The organism is Mesorhizobium monacense (assembly GCF_056781675.1).
In genome coordinates, this window is record NZ_CM165567.1 from 2,666,109 (window position 1) to 2,688,746 (window position 22,638).

General features: G+C 62.4%; 26 protein-coding genes and 2 pseudogenes. 13 read left to right on the plus strand and 15 right to left on the minus strand.

The genetic code is table 11. The features are described from left to right. Window positions 1–12: 12 nt before the first annotated feature. The 5 genes and pseudogenes from AC1RUK_RS12770 to AC1RUK_RS12790 form a co-directional block, all read left to right on the plus strand. Window positions 13–357: pseudogene (locus AC1RUK_RS12770) on the plus strand (TniQ family protein); the annotation flags it as partial. Window positions 358–414: 57 nt separating this feature from the next. Continuing rightward, entirely contained in the window at window positions 415–1,833 is a 1,419-nt protein-coding gene (locus AC1RUK_RS12775; protein WP_481839620.1) for a hypothetical protein, read from the plus strand. 223 nt (window positions 1,834–2,056) lie between these two features. Beyond that, entirely contained in the window at window positions 2,057–2,224 is a 168-nt protein-coding gene (locus AC1RUK_RS12780; RefSeq protein WP_481835334.1) for a type II toxin-antitoxin system HicA family toxin, read from the plus strand. Window position 2,225: 1 nt separating this feature from the next. Then, window positions 2,226–2,432, plus strand: a complete 207-nt coding sequence (locus AC1RUK_RS12785) for a type II toxin-antitoxin system HicB family antitoxin (protein WP_436174774.1) — start codon at window positions 2,226–2,228, stop codon at window positions 2,430–2,432. Window positions 2,433–2,501: 69 nt separating this feature from the next. Further along, window positions 2,502–2,884 (plus strand): annotated as a pseudogene (locus AC1RUK_RS12790) (VOC family protein). Here AC1RUK_RS12790 and AC1RUK_RS12795 read toward each other — a convergent pair. Both AC1RUK_RS12795 and AC1RUK_RS12800 read right to left on the minus strand, forming a co-directional pair. Then, a complete protein-coding gene (locus tag AC1RUK_RS12795) occupies window positions 2,879–3,487 on the minus strand; it encodes a class I SAM-dependent DNA methyltransferase (protein WP_481835333.1) in 609 nt (202 codons plus the stop codon). The pseudogene AC1RUK_RS12790 and the gene AC1RUK_RS12795 sit on opposite strands and share 6 nt — an antisense overlap. A gap of 39 nt (window positions 3,488–3,526) precedes the next feature. Further along, window positions 3,527–3,691 (minus strand): hypothetical protein, encoded by a 165-nt coding sequence (locus AC1RUK_RS12800; RefSeq protein WP_481835332.1) that lies wholly within the window; start codon window positions 3,689–3,691, stop codon window positions 3,527–3,529. Window positions 3,692–3,796: 105 nt separating this feature from the next. Between AC1RUK_RS12800 and AC1RUK_RS12805 the strand changes: the two genes are divergently transcribed. Then, window positions 3,797–4,711, plus strand: coding sequence for a LysR family transcriptional regulator (locus AC1RUK_RS12805; protein WP_481835331.1), 915 nt, complete (start codon window positions 3,797–3,799; stop codon window positions 4,709–4,711). A 25-nt stretch (window positions 4,712–4,736) separates the two neighbouring features. Here the strand turns inward: AC1RUK_RS12805 and AC1RUK_RS12810 are convergent, their stop codons facing one another. The 3 genes from AC1RUK_RS12810 to AC1RUK_RS12820 all read right to left on the minus strand — a co-directional run bounded on the left by AC1RUK_RS12810 (window position 4,737) and on the right by AC1RUK_RS12820 (window position 7,347). Further along, complete coding sequence (locus AC1RUK_RS12810; protein ID WP_481835330.1) at window positions 4,737–5,279, minus strand: DUF2314 domain-containing protein; 543 nt, start codon at window positions 5,277–5,279, stop codon at window positions 4,737–4,739. 208 nt (window positions 5,280–5,487) lie between these two features. Continuing rightward, window positions 5,488–6,549 carry a glycoside hydrolase family 25 protein gene (locus tag AC1RUK_RS12815; RefSeq protein ID WP_481835329.1) on the minus strand — a complete coding sequence of 354 codons (1,062 nt, stop codon included), beginning with the start codon at window positions 6,547–6,549 and terminating at the stop codon, window positions 5,488–5,490. Window positions 6,550–6,729: 180 nt separating this feature from the next. Beyond that, complete coding sequence (locus AC1RUK_RS12820) at window positions 6,730–7,347, minus strand: transglutaminase-like cysteine peptidase (protein ID WP_481835328.1); 618 nt, start codon at window positions 7,345–7,347, stop codon at window positions 6,730–6,732. A gap of 347 nt (window positions 7,348–7,694) precedes the next feature. Between AC1RUK_RS12820 and AC1RUK_RS12825 the strand changes: the two genes are divergently transcribed. Then, a complete protein-coding gene (locus AC1RUK_RS12825; protein WP_481835327.1) occupies window positions 7,695–8,609 on the plus strand; it encodes a hypothetical protein in 915 nt (304 codons plus the stop codon). 1 nt (window position 8,610) lies between these two features. Here the strand turns inward: AC1RUK_RS12825 and AC1RUK_RS12830 are convergent, their stop codons facing one another. The 4 genes from AC1RUK_RS12830 to AC1RUK_RS12845 all read right to left on the minus strand — a co-directional run bounded on the left by AC1RUK_RS12830 (window position 8,611) and on the right by AC1RUK_RS12845 (window position 11,356). Continuing rightward, a complete protein-coding gene (locus tag AC1RUK_RS12830) occupies window positions 8,611–8,823 on the minus strand; it encodes a hypothetical protein (RefSeq protein WP_481835326.1) in 213 nt (70 codons plus the stop codon). Between the two features lie 151 nt (window positions 8,824–8,974). Then, entirely contained in the window at window positions 8,975–9,373 is a 399-nt protein-coding gene (locus AC1RUK_RS12835; RefSeq protein ID WP_481835325.1) for a GFA family protein, read from the minus strand. Between the two features lie 58 nt (window positions 9,374–9,431). Then, window positions 9,432–9,803 carry an alpha/beta fold hydrolase gene (locus tag AC1RUK_RS12840; RefSeq protein WP_481835324.1) on the minus strand — a complete coding sequence of 124 codons (372 nt, stop codon included), beginning with the start codon at window positions 9,801–9,803 and terminating at the stop codon, window positions 9,432–9,434. Between the two features lie 140 nt (window positions 9,804–9,943). Continuing rightward, window positions 9,944–11,356 (minus strand): DUF1254 domain-containing protein, encoded by a 1,413-nt coding sequence (locus tag AC1RUK_RS12845; protein WP_481835323.1) that lies wholly within the window; start codon window positions 11,354–11,356, stop codon window positions 9,944–9,946. A 458-nt stretch (window positions 11,357–11,814) separates the two neighbouring features. Between AC1RUK_RS12845 and AC1RUK_RS12850 the strand changes: the two genes are divergently transcribed. Beyond that, complete coding sequence (locus tag AC1RUK_RS12850) at window positions 11,815–12,021, plus strand: hypothetical protein (protein ID WP_481835322.1); 207 nt, start codon at window positions 11,815–11,817, stop codon at window positions 12,019–12,021. A gap of 59 nt (window positions 12,022–12,080) precedes the next feature. Here AC1RUK_RS12850 and AC1RUK_RS12855 read toward each other — a convergent pair whose 3' ends face one another. The 3 genes from AC1RUK_RS12855 to AC1RUK_RS12865 form a co-directional block, all read right to left on the minus strand. Next, window positions 12,081–13,037, minus strand: a complete 957-nt coding sequence (locus AC1RUK_RS12855) for an alpha/beta fold hydrolase (RefSeq protein WP_481835321.1) — start codon at window positions 13,035–13,037, stop codon at window positions 12,081–12,083. Between the two features lie 26 nt (window positions 13,038–13,063). Then, window positions 13,064–13,549, minus strand: coding sequence for an SRPBCC family protein (locus tag AC1RUK_RS12860; protein WP_481835320.1), 486 nt, complete (start codon window positions 13,547–13,549; stop codon window positions 13,064–13,066). A gap of 136 nt (window positions 13,550–13,685) precedes the next feature. Next, the gene (locus AC1RUK_RS12865) at window positions 13,686–13,934 is read right to left on the minus strand and encodes a ParB N-terminal domain-containing protein (protein ID WP_006206067.1); all 249 of its coding nucleotides are present in this window, start codon (window positions 13,932–13,934) and stop codon (window positions 13,686–13,688) included. Between the two features lie 159 nt (window positions 13,935–14,093). Between AC1RUK_RS12865 and AC1RUK_RS12870 the strand changes: the two genes are divergently transcribed. Genes AC1RUK_RS12870 through AC1RUK_RS12890 form a run of 5 tightly spaced genes read left to right on the plus strand, consistent with a single transcriptional unit; the run spans window position 14,094 to window position 19,587 of the window. Further along, on the plus strand, window positions 14,094–15,734 hold the full coding sequence (locus AC1RUK_RS12870) for a N,N-dimethylformamidase beta subunit family domain-containing protein (protein WP_481839519.1): 1,641 nt from the start codon (window positions 14,094–14,096) through the stop codon (window positions 15,732–15,734). A gap of 18 nt (window positions 15,735–15,752) precedes the next feature. Further along, window positions 15,753–17,120: an aminotransferase family protein gene (locus tag AC1RUK_RS12875; protein ID WP_436174762.1), complete on the plus strand. Its 1,368-nt coding sequence runs from the start codon at window positions 15,753–15,755 to the stop codon at window positions 17,118–17,120. 9 nt (window positions 17,121–17,129) lie between these two features. Continuing rightward, on the plus strand, window positions 17,130–18,059 hold the full coding sequence (gene kce / locus AC1RUK_RS12880) for a 3,5-dioxohexanoate:acetyl-CoA acetone transferase (protein WP_481835319.1): 930 nt from the start codon (window positions 17,130–17,132) through the stop codon (window positions 18,057–18,059). After that, window positions 18,059–18,559 (plus strand): GNAT family N-acetyltransferase, encoded by a 501-nt coding sequence (locus AC1RUK_RS12885; RefSeq protein ID WP_481835318.1) that lies wholly within the window; start codon window positions 18,059–18,061, stop codon window positions 18,557–18,559. Before kce ends, AC1RUK_RS12885 begins: the two co-directional genes overlap by 1 nt. After that, the gene (locus AC1RUK_RS12890; RefSeq protein WP_481835317.1) at window positions 18,556–19,587 is read left to right on the plus strand and encodes a histone deacetylase family protein; all 1,032 of its coding nucleotides are present in this window, start codon (window positions 18,556–18,558) and stop codon (window positions 19,585–19,587) included. Before AC1RUK_RS12885 ends, AC1RUK_RS12890 begins: the two co-directional genes overlap by 4 nt. Window positions 19,588–19,594: 7 nt before the next feature. Here AC1RUK_RS12890 and AC1RUK_RS12895 read toward each other — a convergent pair whose 3' ends face one another. The 3 genes from AC1RUK_RS12895 to AC1RUK_RS12905 form a co-directional block, all read right to left on the minus strand. After that, window positions 19,595–20,860 carry a cysteine desulfurase-like protein gene (locus tag AC1RUK_RS12895; RefSeq protein WP_481835316.1) on the minus strand — a complete coding sequence of 422 codons (1,266 nt, stop codon included), beginning with the start codon at window positions 20,858–20,860 and terminating at the stop codon, window positions 19,595–19,597. 51 nt (window positions 20,861–20,911) lie between these two features. After that, a complete protein-coding gene (locus tag AC1RUK_RS12900) occupies window positions 20,912–21,979 on the minus strand; it encodes an aldo/keto reductase (protein WP_481835315.1) in 1,068 nt (355 codons plus the stop codon). 134 nt (window positions 21,980–22,113) lie between these two features. Then, on the minus strand, window positions 22,114–22,581 hold the full coding sequence (locus AC1RUK_RS12905; protein WP_481835314.1) for a hypothetical protein: 468 nt from the start codon (window positions 22,579–22,581) through the stop codon (window positions 22,114–22,116). Window positions 22,582–22,638: the final 57 nt, after the last annotated feature.

Genomic DNA, 22,638 nt, shown 5'->3' on the forward strand with positions numbered 1-22,638 from the left:
TTACCTGAAAACATGACGGTCCCGCTCGGGGACGACGAGCTGCCTTCAAGCCTATGCTCGAGGATCGCCTACTTGAACCGCCGCTCTGGCCGAGACTTTTGCCTAGACATGGGTTTCACGTTCCAAGGTGTCGTTGACGGCGATCAGGCAACACTGAACAAGCTCGCCGAGCGCTCTCGCGTCGATCCCGATGCTTTGGCTCGGTCCGCCATTGTCCGTCAGGGTGACCGGACGTACACGTTCAAAGGACATGCAATGCGGCGCTCGTCCCTTCTCCGCGGGCGAATCCGCGCGTGCGCCAGCTGCCTGCGGGATGACCTTGAATCCCTCTCCTGTGCGGAGGTAGCCAGGCCCTACCAGAGAGCGACCTGGATTCTGGCCTCAGTTCGAACCTGCCCCGTACACGAAGCTGCTTTGATCGAACTGAGCTATGACCTGAGCCCTCACACGATTCACGACTTCACAAGGTCCGTCGAACCGAGAATCCGCGAGATCGAAGCTTTGGCCCACTCGGCTTCCGCGAGGTCGCTCTCGGAACTCGAAGGCTATCTTCTCGACCGTCTGGACGGCGGTGGGAACGGTGCTCCCTGGCTCCAAGGCTTGCGGTACGATGCGGCCGCGAAAGCGTGTGAAATCCTTGGCGGGGTCGCGGTTCATGGTCCCCAGGTCAGGATCTCGGCATTGAGCGAAGACGAGTTGTATGACGCCGGGGCACGCGGATTCGAGATCGCGCGGCACGGCGAGCCTGCCATTTGCGAGTTATTGAATTTGCTCCAGTCGAAGTGCAATCACAGGAGACTGCTGACCGGTCCCAAAACGGCATTCGGCCGCCTGTACGACTGGCTCGCCCACGAGTCCGACGACGATGCCTATGAGCCGCTTCGCGACATCATCATGCGCCACGCAATCGAGACCATGCCGCTCGGTCCCGGGGACGAGATTTTCGGCAGGCCCGTATCGAGCCGAAAAATCCATTCCGTACGAACCGCATCCATCGAGTTCGAGACTCACCCCAAGCGCCTGCGAAAGCTGCTCCTGCTTGGAGGCCTGATCGAAGATACGACACCTAGGCTCCACGATGACAAGGTGCTCTTCGGTGCCGAAGAAGGCCGCGCATTCATCCACCGGGTGCTTGACGCTTTGCCCATGACGGAGGCCGCGAAGTATCTCAACGTGCCTCGCCCCCACGACCGCGGCTTGCTGGAGCACGGGTTCATCCGCCCCGTGATCGAACTCGACCAAGGAGTTCTTACGCACTACAATTTTGCAAAGGCGGACCTAGACGATCTCCTTGAACGCCTTCTCGCCAACTCGGACGAACTCGGCGAGGCGGACTCCGGGTTCTGCAATCTCCTCAATGCCGGAAAGCAAGCGTGCTGCGCAGTCATGGAGATCGTCACGCTCAAGCTGGAAGGGAAACTGACGCGCACGAGGAAATCGCCGACCGACGATGGCTTCCTTTCGCTCCTCGTCGATCCGGATGAGGTCCGTCTACTGGTTCGGCGAGAGGAGCATGGCGGATTGTCCCTCCGCGAAACCGAAAAGAGCCTCGGCGTAGCAACTCAGGTTCTTACCGCCCTCCTTGCGCAAGGCCATCTGCCATCCAGGGTTGGCATCAATCCCGTCAACCGTTGCCCGCAGAAACTGGTGATGCGAGCCGACCTCGATGAATTCATGAAAACCTATGTGTCGCTCATTCGGCTCGCAAAGGAACGCGGAGTTCATTTCAGCGGATTGAAGTCGGCTCTTGAAGAGGCCGGCGTGCCGCTGGCATTCGACCGCGATACGATCGGCACGAGGTTTTATCGTCGAGACTCGCTGCCGTCCGGTTGATCCAAGACGTCCATCAATACAAAGCCCGGCGCCTGCCGGGTTTTTTTGTGCCCCACCACAAGTGAGGCGCGCTGTCGTGTCCAAAGCGAGGCGTTCTGTTGTGTCTAAAGCCTGAATTCGTGAGGCATTGCCGTATAAAATATTGATATATTTCAAATGGTTACACGGAGATGCGAGGCAAACTTTGAGGGTCCCGACACTTACGGTCCGCGAAGTTATTCGCTTGCTGGAGACCGACGGCTGGTATCTGGTTGCAACCAAGGGCAGCCATCGCCAATATAAGCATGAAATCAAAGCCGGCCGCGTCACCGTGGCCGGCAAGCCGTCTGAAGAGGTTGCGCCAGGAACACTGAACAGCATCCTCAAGCAGTCCGGCTTAAAGGAGCGATGACATGCGGTACGCGGTGGTGATTGAAAAAGCCGGCAACAACTTTTCTGCTTATGTGCCGGACTTGCCCGGCTGCATCGCGACCGCTGCCACCGTGCCGGAAGTGGAAGCCGAAATTCGCGACGCAATCCGCTTTCATATCGAAGGCCTGCGCGCCGACGGCCTGGAAGTGCCCAAAGGCGTCAGCCTGGCGGAGTATGTAGAGGCATAGAGCCCCGGCAGTGCTGCAACACTGCAACGGCGTTGCGCACCGAGCGCCAGAGCCCTGCGATGGTGCAGTATGATCGATCACATAACCGTCGCAGTCGGCGACCTGCAGAAGAGCAAGCTCTTCTACGAAAGAGCCCTTGCCCCCATGGGGTATCGCCTTTCCTTCGGCAAAGAGGGCGTGTTCTGGGCGTTCGATGTCGGCAATGGCTGCCTGTTCGAGATCCAGCGACCGGACAGCGAACCACCGCTGACACGTGTGCATGTCGCCTTCCGGTGAACAGCAAGACAGAGGTCGACGCCTTTTATCGGGCTGCTCTCGATGCCGGCGGCGCGGACAATGGCGCACCCGGCCCGCGTCCGGACTATGGCGCGAACTGCTATGCGTGCTTTGTGCTTGATCCCGATGGCTACAACATCGAGGCGATGATCAATGAGGCGTGCGCCGCCTCATGACGGCCTCACAGCCAGGAACGTGTTCCATTCTTCGCGATCGCGGCCGACGTTGAAATCGTCCCTGATAAGGACCAGCCCGGCGCTTTCTATGCGGGCCGCGAAGTCGTCCCTGCGCCAGTAGACCGTATGATATTTGCCGCCCGTCTCGCCATCGCCATTGCGCATCGATACGAGGAAGGCGCCGCCTGGCCGCAGCGACCCGGCTATCTTGGCAAGGACCTGGTCGGTCTGGTCGCGCGGCACATGGATCAGGACACACAGGGCCAGGACGGCGTCGTAGGGACCGCCGAGGTCATCGGTGATGAGATCGAGAAGCTCACCGTGCTTGCCGCGCGCGGCCTGCAGCTCAAGAAACCGCTTTGTCGCGTCGGTCCGCCGAACCTTGGCGCCCAAACTCTCCAGAAAGTCGGCATCGTATCCCGGTCCGGACCCGACCTCCAGAATCTGGCCGCCCGTGCCGGCGATCGCCACAAGGCGCCTTAGCGAGGCCTGCTCTCTCGGGTTGGGAACATGCCTCACAATTGCATCGTAGCGTTCCGCATAGTCCTCATAGGCACTGATCGTTTGACGGCTCTTCGCCAGAGCCTCCGATGACACATCCATCTTTCCCTCCCTTGCATCCATGTCGGTCAAAGAGCTTCCTCAGCGAATGGTTCCGGGAGGAACGCGTCCGTCGAGCATGCCGATATCGCGCAGGAAATGGTCCGACAGCGAACGGTGGTCGAGCAGGCCGCGCTTGCGGGGCCGGAACGGCGCGGTGAAGAGGTCGAGCATCGGACGACGAAACGTGTTGTAGAGGGTGGTCATTGCCGTGTCCTTTCGGGGTTCGATCTGATGGACAAAGCATGCCGTTTTCCGGCCTTGGATTCCAATCGAACGTCAAGTACCATGCATCAGGAGGATTGATGCGTCATGAGTTGGGAGCTACCGCCGTTAGGGGCCATTCGCGTCTTTGAAGCCGCGGCGCGGCTGGGCAGCTTCACCAAGGCAGCCGAAGAACTCGGCATGACCCAGTCGGCGGCCAGCTATCAGATCAAGGTGCTGGAAGAACGCGCCGGAACGCCGCTTTTCATAAGAAAAACAAGGCAGATCGCCCTGACCGAGGCCGGACAGCAGTTGGCACCGCACGCAACAGGCGCATTCTCGACCCTGGCGGATGCGTGGGTCGCCACGAAGGGTGGAGCGACCGGCGTGCTGTCCGTGACGACCATGGAAACATTTGCCTCGAACTGGCTGGCCGTATGGCTTGGAACATTCCAGCTGATGCATCCCGACCTTGCCGTGAAGGTGAACACATCGTCCCGGCTGGTCGATTTCACACGCGAAGATATGGATATCGGGATTCGCACCGGCACCGGAAAATGGCCCGGCCTGACGGCTCACTATCTATTCAAGGCAGACTATACGCCAATGCTCAGTCCGAAACTGGCCGAGAGCGTGGGCGGCATCCACCGCCCCGAGGATCTTTACAAGGTGGCGCTATGCTGTGCCGACGATCCCTGGTGGAAAATCTGGTTCGAGGCAGCCGGTGTACCCTTCGAGCCCGATCGCGTCATCGCGGGCCCGACGCTGGGTTCGCAGGCTTACGATGCAATGGCGGCACTGACCGATCAGGGCGCAGCGATCCTCACCCGCAACATCTACAGCGCCCTGTTGGCAAAGGGCCAGTTGATACAGCCATTTGAAGTCCTTGGATCTGATGGCGACGGCTATTGGCTGGTGCACCTGGAAAGCCGCCGCAATACACCCAAGATCAAGGTGTTCCGGGACTGGGTGCTGGCGCAGACGGCGGAGATACGCGAGCGCGAAAGGCGCGAGGCCCGATAGGCTTTCAGGCAGCGGTCACGGGCCCTCAATCCTTGAACGTGATCCCGTACTTTGCGGCCTGTTCCTTGGGCATGTCGGCGAACGCCTGGCGCGTGGTGTAGCCGCCGTAGACTTCGCCGCCATTCCTGATCATCCAGTCCTCGACGTCGGCTTCGGCCACCTTCATCCTGTCACCGATCTTGTATTTGTTGCCGTTCACCGGTTCGTCGGCAAGCAGGCCGATGAAGGTGCCGTCGCTGTAGCCGAGCAGTTGCAGCCAGATATGCTCGGTGGCGCCGTTCTGCGTCAGCGGGAATTTCACCGTATAAGTGCCGGGCGTGCCGGCGGCGATCAGTTTGTGGAACCGCGGCAGCGTCGAGCGGCCTTTGGTCTTGGCGGCCTGCATCGCCTCGTCGACCGTGTTGTAGGCGACGACGTTTTCCTTGATTGGGCGCGGCGCCGTCGGCGAGGCGCCCGGTGCTGCCTCCGGGATGGCGACCGGCTTGTTGCTCGGCATATGGCCGAGCGTGTTGAAAAATCCGTAGCCAAGCGCGGCCACAAAAGCGACTGCCAGAACCGGATTGCGCATCGACCCCTCACGCCATTGTTTTGAAGCATGTCGCCGTTCAAAGCGCACCCTTCAGGTCAGGCCTAAGGGGCATGCCCTTTGGGCGACATGCACGATCACGCGGATGTTACCGACCGGGCGTTGCGGGACCGCTAAGGAACAGGGTGAGCGGATCGTTAGAAAAACGCTGAAATTTGCCGCCAAAAACCTCAAGACGCGGGCTGCGCCTCTAGTCAGCGTCGGCCATCATCTGGCGGCTGCCGCCGGCCCAGGCACGCCACTGTCTCTCGTCACCATGGAAGACATTGAGGTCGATGCGGCCCCTCACCCCGTGCGACAGGCCGGAGCCGGAGTATTGCCAGAACAGCCATTTGCGGCCGGGATAGACTTTTGATGGATGCCGCGCCACCGCGCGCAGCCAGAACGGATAGTCGAGGAAGGCGCCGCGCAGATTGTCGCGATAGAAATCGGGGCTGGTGTAGATGATGGGTCGCTGGCCGTAATGTCGCTCCAGCTTGTCCATGAACACCTGCATCTTCTCCAGCACCGTCGCGCGCGACGGCCGCCGCTTGCAGGAGGACTCGCCGTTCCACTCGACATCGATCACCGGCGGCAGCGCGCCCTCGACCCGCGGCACGTTGCGGATGAACCAGTCGGCCTGTTCTCCGGCGGTGCGGCACCAGTAGAAGAAATGATAGGCGCCGCGCTTCAGACCGGCGGAATCGGCATTGCGCCAGTTGGTCCTGAACATCGGGTCGAGATGGTCGCCGCCGTCGGTCGCCTTGATGTAGGCGAAGTTGGCGCCCTGGGCGCGCAGCTTGCCCCAGTTCATATTGCCCTGCCAGCGCGAGACGTCGACGCCGTGCACGGCAAGGTGTCGGGGCGAGGCCCCCCGGCCGAAATTGATCGGCTTGGCGTCGCGAAAGCCATAGCGCGTCACCGGACCGGCCAGCATCGGGGGTGCTGCGCGCGTCAGCCGCTTCGGCTGCGATACCAGGGCAACCGGCTCGACCGGTGGCTCGATGGCCTCCTCCGGCAACGGCGTGTCCATGGCAACCGTCTCTTCCTCCTCTGCCAGGGAAAAGGGCGGCGCATTGTCGGCCACGGGCTCGTCCGACATGGGCGCAAGAACGGGTGTGTCCGGGGCCGCCGCGACGGGCACGCTTGGCCGCACGACGGAGCTGGTCGTCTCGTTCGACGGCATTTGCAAGGCATCGACGCCCGCCGTCGATGAACAGCCGGCAAGCCACAGGGACGCGAGCGAGAAAATGACGACGCCTGGTAACCGCATCTGGACCTGTACGCAAAACACAACAGACCGAAGGCAACCAACCGCCGCCGGACAACTGGCAATTCCCTAACGAGAAATTACCAACAAAGTTTGAATCAATTGTTAGCGAAATGGGTGAGCGAGCGCCGTTCTGCCCTGCCCTTGTCTGCGGGAGAAACCGAAGTCGGGTTGGCGGCAGGACTATTTGACCGAGCTGACCAAAGTCTCGTCGCCGCTGAGGATGGAGACCCAGTGCCCGGAGTTGTCGCTCGCCTGCCGCTTCAGGTAGCGATAGCCGGTTTCACTCCACAGGCGAACCTTGTCGCTGAGGTTATCGAGGATGAAGTCGCCCTTGTCCGTGCGCACGGTGAGCACGGCATGGCCTTCACCATCCGGCTTGCGAACCACGGTCAGGAGAAGGTTGGATACGGCAACGCCGTCTCTCATGAGTTCGCGCTGCTTTTCCAGCGCATAGTCCTCGCAATCACCGAAGCCATTGTCCGGATAGGCCCACCATTCCTCCTTGCCGTAATTGTCCATGTCGCTCATCGGCTTGACGTGCGTGTTGACCGAGGCATCGACGGCGGTGATCTCGCGCAACAGCCTGCCGGTCATATGCTCCGGCGTGTTGTTGGGTGAACGGATGGAACATTCGGCGGGGTGGATCTTGCAGAAATCATAGTGGCCGACTGGCTGGGACGTCGGACCGCCTACCATCATGGACAGGCCGGCGGCGCTGGCCAAGCCCGGCACAGAGGAAAAAGCCGTCAGAGCTATTGCAAGCCGCGCCGCGCAACGCCAACCCGTAGAGGATGCCATTGCGGCCCCATCGTCTGTTGTTTGTTAACAAAAGGCTAAGGGGGAATTCCGGGGCGAGTCAATGCATGCGCGTGACGATCGATGGCACTTGGCGGTTTGCGACGCAGACGTGATGCCCGCGCAACACAGCTTGAGCCACCCCATCGCCACCAGCAACACAGCGCCGAGCACGCCGCGATAGACGACGAAGCGCCGCTTCCCGCTTATCCCGGCTGCGGCATAGCTTCGCGATCCGGGGAATCCAATTTACCGATTTGTAAGGTGCGCCCGAGCCGGCTTGACAAGTTTCGTGTTAATATTACTCTTCGCTAACCTTACAATGTAAGGCGTAAGTTGAGAGGAAAACCATGTCGTCCGCCGCACTGTCCGAATTGGAACCCGTTGTCCTGCCCGAAGCGCATCAGCCCGCCATTGCAATGGAGGATGTCTCGCTCGACTTCAGCCGCGCCATCGAACGCGCCGAGGTCAATGCCTGGCGCGACCTCTACGCCGCGGCGCCTGCCGATTTCGCCGCACGCCAGGCCCTGTCGCTCGCCGCGGAAGGCGATCTCGTCTGGACCACCTGCACGACGATCCCGTTCATCCATTTCAACTGCGTGAAGAATCTTGGCGTCGAGCGTCCGGCCACCGAAAGCCAGCTTGACGCGCTGCTGGCGCATTACCGCGCCGCCGGCATTGCCAGGCCTTGGTTCTATGCCAATCCGCATGCCGAGCCTTCGGCACTCAGATGCTGGCTCGAGGCGCGCGGCCTGCAGCGCCAGAGCGGCTGGGAGCGGATTTTTCGCGACGCGACACCGCTGGCGTCCGAGCCGCGGTTCCCGACCGACGGGCATTCAGTCGAACGGGTGACGCCGGCAACCGCGGGAGAATGGGCTGGTTTCATCGACAGCCGGTACCGGCTGCAAACCTCACCCTGGCTGCTGGCGCTGGTCGGTCGGCCCGGCTGGCATCATTACATGCTGAAGCGGGACGGCGCGGTGGTGGCTGTGCGCTCGCTGTTCATCGGCGCCGACGGCATGGCCTGGAGCGGCATCGACGCGCCGGTGCCGGGCATCATGGCGCCGAGCTTCGATCTCGACGCGCTGCTTGGCGAAGCGATGGTTCGCGATGGCATTGCCGCCGGCGCGAAACTGTTTGTGGCCGACATCGAGGCGCCGCACCCCGACCGCGACGGACCCGCCTATCGCAACTATGCGCGTCTTGGCTTCAAGCTCGCCTATTTCCGCAGCCATTACAGCTATTTGCCGGCCAATTCCGGCTGACCTATCCGAGCAACCATTGCTGCAGGCAGGTCCGGGCCACGACATGCGCCGGCGGCACGAGCGGCTGATCGATGGCCGCGTCTTCGGCGGCGCGCCCACGGGCCCTTTCGAGCAGCGTGCGAAGCTCCGCCGGCTGCACGCGGTCACGTTCCATCACGAGCCGGACCATCGGGTCATTCAAAAGCTCGTCCAGGGTGTTGATGCTGTCGCTCATCCGTCGCCTCCTCGAATACCGACCCGCAGCCGATAGATAAGCAGGCAATGATGGCTCGCCAATGACGCTTTGCCGGCTATCTCGTGGTTTCGGATTAAATTCTGTTAACGCCAGCGCCCACCCTTGTCCCACAGCGGGAGAAGGGCAAAGCCTAGTTCGGAGGCGGCGCGCCTTCATAGTGCGGCAGGCCGTCGTCGAGTTGCACCCAGGGCTGCTTGGAGGCCGTCCAGATGTGCATCTGCGGCTTGAACACGGACGGGTCGTCGAGCGAGCCGGTCGTGATGCCGATGATGCCGGCGGACTCGCGCCGCGAAAACATCGTCGTGCCGCAGGCCGCACAGAAACCGCGCTTGAGGTCCGGCGAGGTGTTGACCGTCGCCACCGGTCCCTCGACGGTCACGTCGTCGATGCGAAACAGCACGCGCGCGTTGAAGGCGGCGCCGATCACCTTTTGGCAGAGCCGGCAGTGGCAGACGCGCTCGTTGATCGGCGCCGCCTCCGCGCGGTAGCGGACCGCACCGCACAGGCACCCGCCATCATATCTTGCCATCGCCGCGCTCCATGCCATCAAGGGATTTGGCGGCACGGTAGCGGCGAGGATTGCAGCGTCAATTCAAAAGCTTTGATGGGACATCATCTGTTGCGGTGATGTTGTGTAGCGTGGCGTTGCGTCCCGCGATCGTGACGCCCTCGCTTGGACCGGTACTCTTCCCCGAGCCCCGGAAGTTGATGCCGACAACGCGACAGCCAGCCTTGGCGAGGGCATCTGCAAAGCCATCCAGGTAGCCTACAGTCAGGGTTCCGCCCGATAGCAAGACTATCGGTTCACCCTTTCCTCGGCTGAAATACTCGATGCTGGAATCGGTCAGCTTGACCAGACCCGTTTCTACCGTTTGCACAAAAGCAGTCGTTGCGGATATCGACACTGCGAAGCAGGCAGTGAACAGGGCAAGGATAGCTAGGTGCTTTGTCGGGTTCATATGCGTACATCTTCAAAACGCGTGAACGGTGGTTCATCCGCAAGAGCCTTTAACTCGTCCGCCGCCGGCAGCGTTAGAGTGCTCACCCTTGCTCTCTCCCCGCGAAGGACGGGGAGAGAGGCGTCGGGCTGCTATGGGGCTCAAGGCGTCTTTGTCATCGGCGGGTGCTTCCACGAGCCGTCGAGGGCTGCCTCCTCCGGCCAGTAGAGGCGCATCGCGACGAAGAACGGGCCTTTGGGGGCTGGCAGCCAGTTCGCCTCCTTGTCTTTGCCCGGCGTCTCGTTCTGCACATAGAACGTGTAGCCGCCGTCGGCATCCTTTACGAATTGCGGGAGCATCGGTTTGTTGAGCAGGTAGCGGTTGATCGGATTGGCAACCAGCAGGCTCGCCGGCAGGTCATACATCGTCAGTGACCAGAAGGCGTTGACCGGCGGCATCTTGTCGGCGTCGAAGTGGACGGTGTAGCGGTTGGCGCCTTCGAGCTTCTGCCCTTCGGCGTCAATAGCGTAGACGGGGTACATCGCCTCCTGCTTCGAATTGCCGTAGATGCCGAGAACGGCCGCAGCCATACGGTACAGGTAGTTGTTCTTGAGGTATTCCCGCGTGCCGAAGAGGTCGCCCGAGGTCACTTTCCCGGCGTCGATCTCCTTCTTCAAGCCCTCAAGATCGGCCCAGGCGTCGGCCATGCCCTGCTCCATGGCCGTCTTCATCTCTGGCGAGAGTGTCGCAACGTCTATGGTCTTTCCTGCGCCGACACCGATCTTGGCAAAGCGCGCCATCAACTCGGTCTCGGACGGATTGGTCGGGCAGTACTGCAAGACGAAATTCAGGATGTTGAAGAACTCGGGCGACTTCCGTTCGTCCTCGGCTGAAAGCGGCTTCATGAAGTCGATTACCGGCGCAGGAGCAGGCGCGGGCTGGCCGAGGAATGCCGACAGCGGCTCTGCCTTGTAGCCCGCCTGGATCTTCTTCACATTGTCTAGGTCGTCGGGGTTGAAGAGCTGCGTGCGATAGGCCCCGATGATGAGATCGGTCTCCGCGCGAAACACCTTCGTCACGCCGGCCGGTGTATCGCCTTTCCAGCCCGGGCCGGCGACGAGGAAGCTGCCGCCATCGTTGCCGGTCGTGCGGCTGCCGGCATAGTCGAAGTTGAACGTGTAGGCGTCGATGAGCTGGATGCTGAAGTAGCGATCCTTCTCGATCACCGGCACCGTGAGGACCATCGGTTCGGCGCGCAGGTCCGTGCCGATCATCGAGTAGGGCGTGTCCGAGTTGGGCGTCTGGATCGCCGTGTCGGCGGGCGTGTAGACGCGCGGGATGTTGGTGAGCTGATTCCAGGTCGCCTTAAACTCGGGGTTCTTGCTGTCGACGAAATAGGCGTACTGGATGCGGTAGCTGTCCACCATCGGGAAACCGTAGATATAGGCCTCCTTGGCAATGGAGCGGGCCTCCTCCGCGGTGACGTCTGCGGACTGTGCCTCCATCGTGGCTGAGCCCGCGACGGACAATGCCGCGATACAGGCCCATGCGAATGTGCGTCGCGAGAGTCTCATGGAATTCCTCCTCGGGGATACAGCCTTACGTTGCGGCAACGTTGCGCTGCGGGCAACGTAAATTACGGTAGGCTACGGGTGTGAGAAGGCTCCCGGAGCGGGCGTTCACCGAATCCAGTTGCGATGGCCCACACCGTTGGGCAGCCCGCGAGTGAAGCAGATCGTCTTGGAAATCCAGTAGCGACACAACGCCCCATCTAGCGGCGACGTCGAACGCCGACTTGGGTCGATGTCGCAGAAAAAGGCGGCGTTGCTGGCGGTCTGAAGTCCTGATTCAGTCTCTCTGGATAGGGGGATTGAGTCGATGATGGGCGAGCGGACGCTGATGCAGGAGGCGCTGTTCTACCAGTTCAGCATCGAGCGCCACGTGCCTGCCGACCATCTGCTGCGCTCGATCGACCGTTTCGTCGATCTGACCAGCCTGCGGTCGCATCTGCGTCCGGGCGACGCGGCACCGGGTGATCGCGCCGAAGACGGCGCGCTACTCGATCCCGTTCTTCTACGAGCCGCGCGTCGACGCCGAGATCGCGCCGCTGCCGCTTGCCGGCGCAGCCCCCTTCGAGCCGTTTCTCTATGGCGACTATCTCTGGGAAACGGCGACGAATTTCGTCGAGATGAGCGGCATCAAGCATCTGAGAGAGCCGCGCCGGGCTAGGGCTTCATAAGGACGGTGCGGCCGCCCCGGGAGAGACGGCCGCAGTCAAGGCAATTATCGAACAAGCAATTACTTCGTTGCGCTGACGACCTCGTCCCAGCTCTTCACCTTGGTCTCGCCATTGAGGAAGGGCAGCGCGGTGGCTGTCAGTTCCGGGGCGAAGAAGACGTCGTAGTGGGTGCGGTTGGGCAGGATGGCCAGACGGTTCTGCGACAGGTTCTCGCGCATCCAGCCGGCATCCTTCAACCCGCCGCCGAGCATCTGGTAGAACTTGATCTCGTGCTCGGGTCGATACATGTCGCTGTCGCCATAGACCAGCATCACCGGCATCTTCAGCTTGGCCACATCGGCGGAGTAGTCGTAGTCCCTGCGCATATAGTTGCCGAGCGTGTCGAGCAGTTTTGGGAAATCCTGCGGACGCGGCGCCACCGCGACGTAGGATTTGTACATCGGCGTGTCCTTCATGAATTCGGCCGCCGCGGCACTGACCTGCGCCTGCTGGCCGCGCATCTCGGCATAGAAGCCATCGGCGGCGTAGCCTGCCGAAACGAGGACGAGCCGGCGCACCGCTTCGGGGTGCTGGACGGCCATGCGGAAGGCGACGCCGCCGCCCAGCGAATAACCCAGGACGTCGACCTTGTCGTAACCGAGCGCCTTGACGATCGCCGCCATGTCGTCGCCCATCGCCTCGAGGCCAAAGGGCCGGTCGCCGAGCGCCGTGCGGCCATGGCCCTGCAGGTCGACAGCGATGACGGTACGGTTCTCGGCAAATTTGGGCAGGATCGGCGCGAACATGTCAGTGGTGCCGAGGCCGCCATGCAGCAGAAGCAGCGGCTCGCCCTTGCCATAGATGGCGTAGTAATAGTTCAGGCTGTCGATCGGCAGCAGGCCGGACTTTTCCGGCTTCGGCAGTGCTTTGGTCTGGGTGGTCATGGCAGGCTTGGTCTCCTCTGCGTTGGCTTGGCACGGGGCGGCGAACAGGGCCGCGATTGAGGCAAGAATGGCGAAAAATATCGATCTGGACATGCTGGTCTCCTCCGGTCTTGCCGCTGTCAAATTGTCTTGGCGAGTTCTTCGAGCTGCTCGGTGCACTGGCCCCAGCCCTCATGAAAACCCATCTGCTCGTGCTGCTCGCGGTCGGCGACGCTCCAGTGACTGACCCGCGCGATGTAGCGGGTCTTGCCGTTGCCTTCGTCCTCGAAGGTCAGCACGCCGGTCATGAACGGTTTTTCGGACGGCTCCCAAGCGCTGGTATAGGCGTCGGTGAAGACAATCTTCTCGCCCGGAACGACTTCGAGAAAGACACCGGGATTGGGAAATTCATTGCCGTCAGGGCCGGCCATGACGACCAGGCTGGAGCCGCCGGTGCGCACGTCCATCTCGGCGCGCGGCGTCGTCCACGGCTTTGGCGCGAACCACTGGGTGACCAGCCTGGTGTCGGTCCAACAGCGATAGACGTTCTCGCGCGGCGCATCGATGATGCGGGCGAGCACCAGTTCGCGGTCATTGGCGGGGGCGATGTCGAGCTTGGTGGTCATGGGGTCTCCTCGGTGTGTCTGAATTGCGGTTCCGCTTCAAAGACGGGTGAGCGCAGCGCGGGCCGACATGGTTCGCGAAAAAATTCACAGGAGGGTGACAGGAACGGCCTGCGTCGGCCGGCGGATCAAACGGGAGCTAGTGGCGCTTGGCCTGGACCAGATAGGCGTCGATCTCGGTTTCGCCCAGCCATTTGGCCGCTTCCAGCCGGTGCAGGCCCTCGACGAGAATGTGGCGCTTGCCGTCGTGGCGCACCTGGATCGGCATCTTCATGCCGTTTTCCAGAATGTCTTCCGCCAGATGGCGGACGGTCTCGGGATGCAGCGTCTTCTTGCGCGCGGTCGGCACGTAGATGTCGTCGACCTTGACCTTCTGGACTCTCAGCATGCGCGCCTCCCCGGTGCGGAAAACACCGCCTTGTTTGAGATAGTCGGTTTGGCGAGAGCGGCCAAGGGTGGCCCTGGCGATTGCTGGCCCGATCGTTTCCATTTGACGCTTGGCCGGGAGATCGCCGAAATGGCGGCGTTCGAGCCCTTTGCAGTGTTCATGACCCATCTGCCGACCGAATTTCCCGATTTCGGACTGACGCCGGAGCAGCGCCGGCAGGCGGTGCGCACGCATTACTACGAACGGCCGGGGATGGATGGCGAGCGCGGCGAGATCTGGTGTTACAGCGACCGGTTTTCCTATCGCCCGGGCGAGACGGTGGCGCTGCATGTCAGCGCGACGGCCGCCACATTCGGCATCACGATCGTCCGCGATGGCGGCCCCGAGACAAAGGTGTTCGGGAAAGCCGGCATAGCGGCGCGCTGGCAGGATACGCCGGACCAGTGCTCGGTCGAGGGCTGCGGCTGGGAGGTCTCGTTCGAATTCCGCATCGAGGACGACTGGCCGTCCGGCGCCTATCGCGTCACGCTTGAAGCGGACGGCCGCGACGGCAAGCCGATACGCTGCCATCATCTGTTCATCGTCGCTCCGAAGCTTGGCAAGAAGCCCGGCCGCTTGCTGCAGGTGGCGGCCACCGGCACCTGGCTCGCCTACAACACCTGGGGCGGCTCCAATCACTATGAAGGCATCACCGGAGCGAACCGCGACCAGTATGCGCGTATGGTCTCGACGCAGCGGCCCTGGTGCCGCGGCTTCGTCGTGTTGCCGAAGGATGCGCCGCGCGTGCCGCTGGAAGTCGCCGTGCCGCCCAAAACCGTGCCGCGCTATCCGCATATGGAATGGGCCTTTGCCACGGGACATTCGAAGAAATACGCCTCTTCCGGCTGGGCGAGCTACGACAGCCATTTCTTCCGCTTTGCCGAGCGCGCCGGCTATGCCGTCGATCTCGCCAGCCAGCACGATTTGCATTTCTCACCCGAGATCCTCGACGGCTACGATTGCGTCGTCTTCGTCGGCCATGACGAATACTGGACCTGGGAGATGCGCGACGCCGTCGACGCCTATGTCGAGCGCGGCGGCCACGCGGCGCGCTTCGCCGGCAATTTCATGTGGCAGACACGGCTGGAGGACGAAGGCCGCCGGCAGGTCTGTTACAAGTACAAGGCCCGAGCCGAAGACCCCGCCTATCGCGACGGCGACGTCACGCGCGCCACCAATTCCTGGGAGGCGCCGGAGATCGGCCGGCCGGGTAGCGCGACCTTCGGCCTCAACGCGACCAGGGGCGTCTATGCCGGCTGGGGCGGCTGCGCGCCGCGCGGCGTGCGTGGATTTCCGGTCTACCGTCCCGAACATTGGGCCTTCGCCGGTACCAGCATCTATTATGGCGATCTGCTTGGCGCCGACAGCCATGTCTATGGGTATGAGGTCGACGGGCTCGATTTCGAGATCCGCGGCGGCCTGCCATACCCGACGGCCACCAGCGGCGCGCCCGATGGCCTGCAGGTGCTGGCGGTCGGCATGGCAAGCCAGGTCGAGGAAAGCGCCGACATCCCGCTCAAGGACCAGTTCCTCGGCGACGAGGACGGCCGTTTCACCGCCGAAACGCTGTTCGGCGAGGCGAGCGATGCCAATCTGGAAAAAGTCAAACGCGGCAATGGCATGATCGTCAATTTCCCGCGTGGCAAGGGCGAGGTCTTCCATGCCGGAAGCTGCGAATGGGTCGCCGGCCTGCTAAGGCAGGACGCGATGGTCGAACGCGTGACCAGGAATGTCCTCGACCGTTATCTTAGCCGAGAATAAGAGAATAAGAGGCCTTGAATGACCCCTGCGCAGTCCGCTGAAGCCGACCGGCGACCGAATCTGTTCCACTTCACCCGGCTGTCACGACCAATGGTGGACCACGCAGATGGGATCTACCTGTGGGACAAGACCGGCCGCCGCTACATCGATGGATCGAGTGGTGCAGTCAACGTCAACGTAGGTCATGGCAACCGCAATGTCATCGACGCGATGAAGCGGCAATTGGACCGCGTCAGCTTCGCCTACATCTTTCAATTCGAGAACGAACAGGCCGTCGAGCTCGCGCGTGCGCTGTCCGAGCGGCTGCCGAATGCACTCGACCGCATCTATTTCGTGTCGGGCGGCTCAGAGGCGATCGAGGCCTGCCTCAAGCTCGCGCGGCAATGGGCGGTGGCGACAGGGCAGGACAAGCGCTGGAAAATCATCGGACGCATGCCCTCCTATCATGGCGTCACCATCGGCACGCTTGCGGTCACTGGCGATGACATCCTCACCAAGACTTTCGACGCGATCGGCCGCCCAATGCCATTGGTGCCGGCGCCGCTTGTCCACCGCGATCAAGACAATCTGTCGATCGAACAGCGGGGCATCCGCTATGCGGATATGCTGGAGGAAAAGATCCTGGAGGAAGGGCCGGAAAGCGTGCTCGCCTTCATCATGGAGCCGATCGGCGGCGCCGCCACCGCAGCGCTGGTCCCGCCCGACAGCTATTTTGGCCGCATCCGCGAAATCTGCGACAGACACGGCATCCTGCTCATCCACGACGAAGTGATGACCGGCATCGGCCGCACGGGAAAATTTCTCGGCGGCGACCATTGGTCCTGCCGGCCGGATATAGTCGCGCTGTCCAAGGGTCTCTCATCCGGCTATGCGCCGCTTGGCGCACTTGCCGCGACACAGAGGATTGTCGGACCGATTCTTGAGATGGGTGGCTTCCTGCATGGCCACACATATGGCGGCAACCCCGTCGCTTGTGCGGCGGGCGTCGCGGTGCTTGGCGAGGTCGACCGCCTTGGCCTGGTCGAGAATTCGGCCGCCATGGGCGAGTTGCTGAGGGGTGAACTCGAGACCCTGACTCGACGCTTTCCGTTCATTGCCGACGTGCGAGGCAAGGGGCTATTCATGGGAGCCGAAATGTACGCGGACCCGCTGACCAAGGAGCCGCTGCCGCAGGCTCTCAACGCCAATTTGCGGCTCATCGATCTGGCCTTCGAGCGCGGTTTGATCATCTATTCGCGGCGCGTGCGTGGCGGGCCAGTGAGCGACAATTTCATGGTCTGCCCGCCGCTGATTGTGACCAGCGATCAGATCAGCGAGATTATCGCTATCCTTGGCGATTCTCTGCAGGCGCTGGCCACCGAACTCGACCTGCCGGTCAAAGGCTGAGGAGAAAAAATGGCCCCGAGAAAGGTCATCATCACTTGCGCCGTCACCGGCTCGGTGCACACGCCGTCCATGTCGCCCTACCTGCCGGTGACGCCGGACCAGATCGCGACGGACGCCATCGCCGCCGCCGAAGCCGGCGCCTCGATCCTGCATCTGCATGCCCGCGATCCCCGAGACGGGCGGCCGACCTCCGATCCGGACGTGTTCATGCAGTTCCTGCCGCGTATCAAGCAGGCGACCGATGCGGTGATCAACATCACCACCGGCGGTTCGTCGCTGATGACGCTCGACCAGCGGCTGGCAGCCCCGCTCAGGGCCGAGCCCGAAATGTGCTCGCTCAATATGGGCTCGATGAATTTCGCGCTGTTCCCGATGCTCGACAAGCCGAGGGAGTGGCAGCACGAGTGGGAGCCGAAGCTGTTGGAAGCGACCCGCGACACGATCTTCAAGAACACTTTCGCCGACATGGAGGGCGTGCTCGAAAAGCTCGGCAAGGGATGCGGCACGCGCTTCGAGTTCGAATGCTACGATGTCGGCCACCTCTATTCGCTGGCGCATTTTCGCGATCGCGGCCTGGTGTCGGGACCGCTGTTTATCCAGTTCGTGCTCGGCATATTGGGCGGCATCGGCGCCGATCCCGAAAATCTCGTGCATATGAAGCGCATCGCCGACAAATTGTTCGGCGACAGCTACCAGTTCTCGGTGCTCGCTGCCGGCCGCCACCAGATGCCGCTGATCTCGATCGCCGCGGCAATGGGCGGCAATGTCCGGGTCGGGCTGGAAGACAGCCTCTACGATGGGAGGCAACTGGCGAAGTCGAATGCCGACCAGGTGCGGCGGATTCGCTCGGTGCTCGATGGGCTGTCGCTGGAGGTCGCAACACCGGCGGAAGCGCGCGCGATGCTGGCGCTGAAGGGTGGGGACAGGGTGGCGTTTTGATGGCCGCAGATGTGCTCATCCGCCCCGGCACCATCGACGACGTCGACACTATCCTCGTCGCGCTTCTGCGCCTCGGCACCCATATCGGCGCGCATCAGGAGATCACCTCCACGCCTGACGACCTGCGCCGTTACGGCTTCGGCGAAAAACCCGCCTTCTCGACCCTGATCGCCGAAGTCGGTGGCGAATTCGCCGGCCTCTGCCTGCATTTCCCGATCTTCTCGACCTGGATGGGTCGTCCCGGCGTCTATGTGCAGGATCTTTATGTCGAGGACCGCTTTCGCGGGCGGCGCATCGGCGAGCGCCTTTTGCGCCGTGTCGCACGAGAATGTCGAAAGGACGGCGGCGCCTATCTCAGGCTGTCCGTCGACACCGACAACGAGACCGCCAAGGCCTTTTACGAAAGGCTAGGCATTGCCTGGTCGAGCTACGAGCAGGTGCAGAAGATCGTCGGCGAGGCGTTCTTCGCCTTTGCCGATGCGTCGGAGGACGAACGATGAAGGCTTTTTACGCCGAAGAGCAAAAGCGCCACGACCCCAAGGCGTTCCTCTCCAGCGGTGCGTCGCTGCCCAATCCGGAAAAGCCGGAGCGCGTCGGGCGCTTGCTAGCCGGCGCAAAAGCTGCCGGCTTGACGATCGAGCGACCACGGAATCACGGACTTGGACCGATTGCCGCGGTGCATACACCCGAATATCTCGACTTTCTTGAGCATATCTTCGCCCGCTGGCAGCGTATCGAGGGCGCCTCGGCGGAAGTGATCCCCAACATCCATCCGATCACACGGACCGGCTCTTATCCGGCCTCGGCGGTCGGCCAGGCCGGCTACCATATGGCAGATACCGCTTGCCCAATCTCCGGCGAAACCTGGAACAGCGCGCTGTGGAGCGCGTGGAGCGCTGTCGAGGCCGCAGAAGCCGTGATGACGGGCGCGCCGGTAGCCTATGCGCTTTGCCGCCCGCCCGGCCATCATGCCTTTGTCGATGTCGCCGGCGGCTTCTGCTTCATCAACAATTCGGCGATTGCTGCCCAGACGCTGCGCAAGCAGGCTGCGCGGGTGGCGATCCTCGATGTCGACCTGCATCACGGCAACGGCACGCAAGGCATCTTCTATGCGCGGCCAGACGTGCTGACTGTGTCGTTGCACGCCGACCCGGTGCGCTTCTATCCGTTCTTCTGGGGCCATGCCGACGAACGCGGCGAAGGGGCCGGCCTCGGCTTTAATCTGAACCTGCCGTTGCCCAGGAAATCCGGCGACGCGCCATTCCTCGAAGCTTTAGCCACCGCCTTCCAACGCATCCGCGCCTTTTCGCCCGACGCGCTGGTGGTGGCACTCGGGCTCGACGCCTTCGAAGGCGATCCGTTCGGTGGGCTGTCGGTGACGACGCCTGGTTTCTCGCTCGTCGGCGAGGCCATTGCCGGGCTCGGCCTGCCGACAGTCATCGTCCAGGAAGGCGGCTATCTCTGCGAGGAACTCGGTGACAATCTCACCGCGTTCCTGACCGGATTTGGCGGCGGCAAGAAGCGATAGCGCCGGCTTACGACCGCTCTTGTCGCAACATGGCGATGACCCGATGCACGCTCTCCAGTGTCTCGTCGATTTCGGCCGCGGTGTTGTAGTGGGCGATACCGATCCGCACCACGCCCTCCTCCGCCGGAATGCCGAGTTGATGGACGATCTCCCAGGCATAGTTGTGCCCGGACCAGAGGAAGATGTTCTCGGCATTCATCTGCCGCACGATCGTCTCCGGCACCATGCCCGCGACGGTGAACGAGACCGTCGGCACGCGTTCGCCAACGCGCGCGGGATCGATGATGCCGTGGATGGTCAGACCCTCGATATCCGACAGCCCGTCGATCAGCCTCTGCGCCAGAACGTTCTCATAGGCGATCGAGACTTCAAACGCCTTCGCAACCTTGGCGCGGCGTGAGCCGCTTCCCCCAGCCGTAGCGCCGAGATCGGCAAAATAGTCGACGGCGGCCGTGAGGCCGGCCATCAACTCGATCTGCGGCGTGCCGAGTTCGAAGCGCTCGGGCAGGCCGTTGGACGAGCAGCGGCATTTGTAGGGTTTCAGCGCATCGATGACGTCGCGCCGCCCCCAAAGTATGCCCATATGCGGGCCGAAGAATTTATAGGCCGAGCAGGCCAGGAAATCGCAGCCGAGATTTTGCACGTCGACAAGTCCGTGCGGCGCGAACTGCACGGCGTCGACATAGACCAGCGCACCGACCTGCTTGGCAATCGCTGTCAGCGCCTTCACCCGGTTGATCGAACCGGTGAGGTTCGAGGCGTAGTTCAGCGCGACGAGCCGCGTCCTTTCCGAGAGCAGCGACTTGAGCGCCGCCTCCTCGACCTGCCAGCTTCGCTCATCGAAAGCCAGCCAGCGGACGACGAGGCCGAGATCCTCGGCCAGTTGCAGCCAGGGCGAGACGTTGCCCTCGTGATCCATGCGGGTCAGGATGATCTCGTCGCCCGGCTTCATCGCGCGGCCGAGCGTACGTGACATGTGGTAGGTCAGCGTCGTCATGTTGGCGCCGATGATGATTTCTTCCGCGCTTGCGGCACCCAGGAAATCGGCCATCGCCGCATGCGCATCGTCGACCACCTTTTGCGCCGCGACAGTCGTTTCGAAGAAGCCGCCGAGATTGGCATTGGTGGTCAATAGGCAGCGCGACACTGCGTCGGCCACCGCCTGCGGCACCTGCGTGCCGGCCGGGTTGTCGAGATAGACGCGCCGGCGGCCTCCGTCGGTCAGGGACAGTGCTGGAAATCTTTTCCGCACGGCCTCGATCGGAAAATTCATCGCCGTCCCCTTCCCTTTGTTATTGTTTGATAATTTCTGAAAGCGCCCTGCCTACGGGCACGGGTTGCCGACGCGCTGGTGGATGGCGTCGACTGCATTCTGCATCTCCTCGGTCCAGGTCACGTCGACCGAAGACAGCGCCATTTCCAGTTGCCAGAGGGCGGTGGCGCCGATGATGTTGGAGGTGACGAAAGGCCGGCTCGAAACATAGGCATTGGCAAACAGCGCCGGCTCCAGACCGAACGAACGCGCCAGCTCGTTGTATTCGAGCTGAGCCTCCGCAGCATTCGGCGTCTCGTAGCGCTGACCACGATTGAAAAGCTGCGAGCGCGAGCCCTGAGGCCGCGCGCCGTGGTCATATTTGCCGGTCAGATAGCCTTGCGCCAGCGGCGAGTACGGGAGCAGCGAAACCTGCTCGCGCTCGCAGACTTCGGCAAGGTTCACCTCGAAGGTGCGGTTGACGAGATTGTAGGCGTTCTGCACCGAGGCGACGCGCGGACCGATCCTCTTGTCGGCCTCGGCGATGAAGCGCATGACGCCCCAGGAGCTTTCGTTCGACAGGCCGAAATGGCGGATTTTTCCTGCCTTCACCAGTTCGTCGAACACGGCGAGCGTCTCGGCGATCGGCGTCTCCCCTGTCGGGGCACCGAAAGAATCGGCACGCGGTGCCACCGCGCCAATGCGGTTCGGATTGGCGCCCCACGGAACATCGCGCTCCGGCCAGTGGATCTGGTAGAGATCGATATAATCGGTGCCGAGCTTGGTCAGCGATTTTTCAACCGCGTCGAAAATATCGGCGCGCACAAGCTTCGACGGCCGGTCGCCGCGAAACCATGTGTTGGCGGTGCGGCCGACCACTTTTGAGGCAAGGATCACCTTGTCGCGATTGCCCTTGGCCTTCATCCAGCTGCCGATGATCTTCTCGGTGCGGCCTTGCGTCTCCGCCTTGGGCGGAATCGGGTAGAGCTCAGCGGTGTCGATGAAATTCACGCCTCGCGAAAAGGCGAGGTCCATCTGGGCATGACCTTCCGCCTCCGTGTTCTGCTGACCCCAGGTCATCGATCCCAGGCAGATTTGCGACACAAGAAGATCGGTCCGACCGAGACGGCGTTTGTGCATGGAATGTTTTCTCCGACGGGAGGCTTTGCGCGCGGCGGCGCGGGGGAGGATACCCCAGCATAGAGCAAAGGAGCGCCGTTCTCCAAGCTCTTGCGGTCAGGCGAGGCCGAACTTTTGCGTGAAACTGAAGCGTATCAGCGCCTTGCGCCGGCCAGGGCGCGCCGCTTGGCCTCGTCGATCAGCATGTTGGCCACCTGCATGCGGATCATCGCGCGCTGGCGCAGATGCGGCGCGACACGATCGGGATGGTTGGCGAAGGCAAAGCTGCGGCGCATGCGGCCGAAATCGGCACCCTTTGCGGGCTGATCGAGGCCAAGTTCGGCGGCAATCGCTTCAGGATCGATCGGCGACAGCTTTTCCTCAGGCTTTGCTGCCTCGCCGGCGAGCGCGAGCTTTGCCTGGTCGAGCAAGGCGGCGAATTCGGCGGCCAGGTCGGCACCTGCTTCGCGATACTCCGCGGCGAACGTGTCGCCGGAAACCTTGATGCGGCCGGAATGAAGCTCGTCCGCCACCGACAGGTAATCGAACGGGATGGACGGCCGTGCACCGGCCTCCTCGCCCGCTTCGTCCTTGTCCGAGGCGACGAAGAGGTCGTCGAGCAACGAAGCGAAATCCCGCTTGGCGCCGATGTCAGCCTCCCTCTGTGTTGAACATGCGCA

Coding starts and splice junctions, on each gene's coding strand:
- AC1RUK_RS12785 (WP_436174774.1), top strand. CDS start 2,226: ATGCGGTACGCGGTGGTGATTGAAAAAGCCGGCAACAACTTTTCTGCT.
- AC1RUK_RS12795 (WP_481835333.1), bottom strand. CDS start 3,487: ATGGATGTGTCATCGGAGGCTCTGGCGAAGAGCCGTCAAACGATCAGT.
- AC1RUK_RS12800 (WP_481835332.1), bottom strand. CDS start 3,691: ATGACCACCCTCTACAACACGTTTCGTCGTCCGATGCTCGACCTCTTC.
- AC1RUK_RS12805 (WP_481835331.1), top strand. CDS start 3,797: ATGAGTTGGGAGCTACCGCCGTTAGGGGCCATTCGCGTCTTTGAAGCC.
- AC1RUK_RS12810 (WP_481835330.1), bottom strand. CDS start 5,279: ATGCGCAATCCGGTTCTGGCAGTCGCTTTTGTGGCCGCGCTTGGCTAC.
- AC1RUK_RS12815 (WP_481835329.1), bottom strand. CDS start 6,549: ATGCGGTTACCAGGCGTCGTCATTTTCTCGCTCGCGTCCCTGTGGCTT.
- AC1RUK_RS12820 (WP_481835328.1), bottom strand. CDS start 7,347: ATGGCATCCTCTACGGGTTGGCGTTGCGCGGCGCGGCTTGCAATAGCT.
- AC1RUK_RS12825 (WP_481835327.1), top strand. CDS start 7,695: ATGTCGTCCGCCGCACTGTCCGAATTGGAACCCGTTGTCCTGCCCGAA.
- AC1RUK_RS12830 (WP_481835326.1), bottom strand. CDS start 8,823: ATGAGCGACAGCATCAACACCCTGGACGAGCTTTTGAATGACCCGATG.
- AC1RUK_RS12835 (WP_481835325.1), bottom strand. CDS start 9,373: ATGGCAAGATATGATGGCGGGTGCCTGTGCGGTGCGGTCCGCTACCGC.
- AC1RUK_RS12840 (WP_481835324.1), bottom strand. CDS start 9,803: ATGAACCCGACAAAGCACCTAGCTATCCTTGCCCTGTTCACTGCCTGC.
- AC1RUK_RS12845 (WP_481835323.1), bottom strand. CDS start 11,356: ATGAGACTCTCGCGACGCACATTCGCATGGGCCTGTATCGCGGCATTG.
- AC1RUK_RS12855 (WP_481835321.1), bottom strand. CDS start 13,037: ATGTCCAGATCGATATTTTTCGCCATTCTTGCCTCAATCGCGGCCCTG.
- AC1RUK_RS12860 (WP_481835320.1), bottom strand. CDS start 13,549: ATGACCACCAAGCTCGACATCGCCCCCGCCAATGACCGCGAACTGGTG.
- AC1RUK_RS12865 (WP_006206067.1), bottom strand. CDS start 13,934: ATGCTGAGAGTCCAGAAGGTCAAGGTCGACGACATCTACGTGCCGACC.
- AC1RUK_RS12870 (WP_481839519.1), top strand. CDS start 14,094: ATGACCCATCTGCCGACCGAATTTCCCGATTTCGGACTGACGCCGGAG.
- AC1RUK_RS12875 (WP_436174762.1), top strand. CDS start 15,753: ATGACCCCTGCGCAGTCCGCTGAAGCCGACCGGCGACCGAATCTGTTC.
- kce (WP_481835319.1), top strand. CDS start 17,130: ATGGCCCCGAGAAAGGTCATCATCACTTGCGCCGTCACCGGCTCGGTG.
- AC1RUK_RS12885 (WP_481835318.1), top strand. CDS start 18,059: ATGGCCGCAGATGTGCTCATCCGCCCCGGCACCATCGACGACGTCGAC.
- AC1RUK_RS12890 (WP_481835317.1), top strand. CDS start 18,556: ATGAAGGCTTTTTACGCCGAAGAGCAAAAGCGCCACGACCCCAAGGCG.
- AC1RUK_RS12895 (WP_481835316.1), bottom strand. CDS start 20,860: ATGAATTTTCCGATCGAGGCCGTGCGGAAAAGATTTCCAGCACTGTCC.
- AC1RUK_RS12900 (WP_481835315.1), bottom strand. CDS start 21,979: ATGCACAAACGCCGTCTCGGTCGGACCGATCTTCTTGTGTCGCAAATC.